1 protein-coding gene is annotated in these 1440 nt (G+C 38.1%); it reads right to left on the bottom strand.

Annotated elements, in window-relative coordinates:
• Positions 1 to 1130: winged helix-turn-helix domain-containing protein (locus NNN71_RS24555; RefSeq protein WP_271459575.1), on the bottom strand; the 1130-nt coding region annotated here is incomplete at its 3' end.
• Positions 1131 to 1440 lie beyond the last annotated feature (310 nt).

Below are 1440 nucleotides of genomic sequence, written 5' to 3'. Positions count from 1 at the left end.
GCATAATAATAAATCACAAAATCATCATTCGGCGCTAAATAATTGGCCTGGGAGAAACAATGATGTGAATGCTCATCCTCTTTATCGATACTTTTCACCACCCCCATCAGCGCCAGCACCCTGGCGTTTAATGGTTCAACCAGAAGCAGACTATCGATGATCTTTTTAATTTTATAAATCAGTTTATAGACATTGCTATCCCCGGACAAAATGAATCCCAGATAGCACTCTGCAAGCTTTATAACTCCATCAACGTGATGATTCATGCAGTTTGCATTTTTTAGCAATACATTGACGGTCGTGGTGAGGCTGGAGTGGCTGTAATCATCAATCAGATAATTAACCAAAGAGTGATGCAAATGATTTTTTTCTGTAAAACTGGTCTGTTCAAAGACCTGTTGCCCATCATCATTGGAGAATTTAGGTTTAAAATAGCGCTGAATACGATGCTTGAAATAAGTATAGTTGCGTTCTTTTAGCTGCGTGACATCAACCGTCAGCCAGGCCACCGCCTCATCTGCCATTCTGTTTTCGACGCTAAAATTAATGATCCGTTCATTATGATCAACATCGGTAAGCGTATAATAGACAACATATTTTGGATTATGATGCTTGATAAACATCTGAAAATCTTCAGGATTTTTACATTTGCTTAATAAAGCATAGGGGTAAATATTGACATCCACAGGCAGGCTCTCAGAAAACATCTCATAGACATCGACAAATGCCAGATCGGAAAATTTCCCACAGGGAAAAACCGCCAGCATCTCTTGCGTATTATGTTTAACACAAGGGGTCAGTGATATCTCTGATGCGAATGCATAACCTTTTCCATATATCGTTTCTATATAGCCAGAATCACCATTTTTTTCTAAGATCTTCCTTAAGGAATAGATGCATCGGGTTAATGACTCATCACTCACAATACCGCCATTCCATACCGTCTTGATGAGAAATTCTTTGCTCAGAAGGCGCCCTGCATTGGCAGCAAGAAGACTCAATATGTGCAGCTCTTTTGGTGGAATAGGTATTACTCGACCATTTTTCAACAAAACCTCGTTGAATTTAAGACAGTAGTCGCCAAAATAATATTCAGCGAAAAATTTGTTTCTCCATTCATTATCGAACATTTATGACCTCCTTTTGTGTCTGGCAATCCTGGCTTTTACTGATAAAAAGGCTGAACACAAACGTGTTCAGCCATGGTTCTCCTTACCACCAGATTGGTTCTATTCTATTTTTCTCGCACCACATGTTACCAGCGCAGAGATTATGACTATCAATTTCATTTCTTAGCAGCACTAGTAAAAAAGAATTCAACACCTGATAATTTAAAATATTTACAAGTTCATGACTACCAAATTGCGCTCATTTTCAGCATAACAATTTACATAAAAACCCGTTTTTTTAAAGTTAGTTATGTAGGGATGAATGATAATC

Origin of the sequence: Kluyvera sp. Awk 3 (assembly GCF_028069715.1) — a bacterium.
Taxonomy (GTDB): domain Bacteria; phylum Pseudomonadota; class Gammaproteobacteria; order Enterobacterales; family Enterobacteriaceae; genus Kluyvera; species Kluyvera georgiana_A.
Note: the sequence above shows the minus strand (reverse complement) of the source record. Positions and strands in the feature narration are given on the sequence as shown.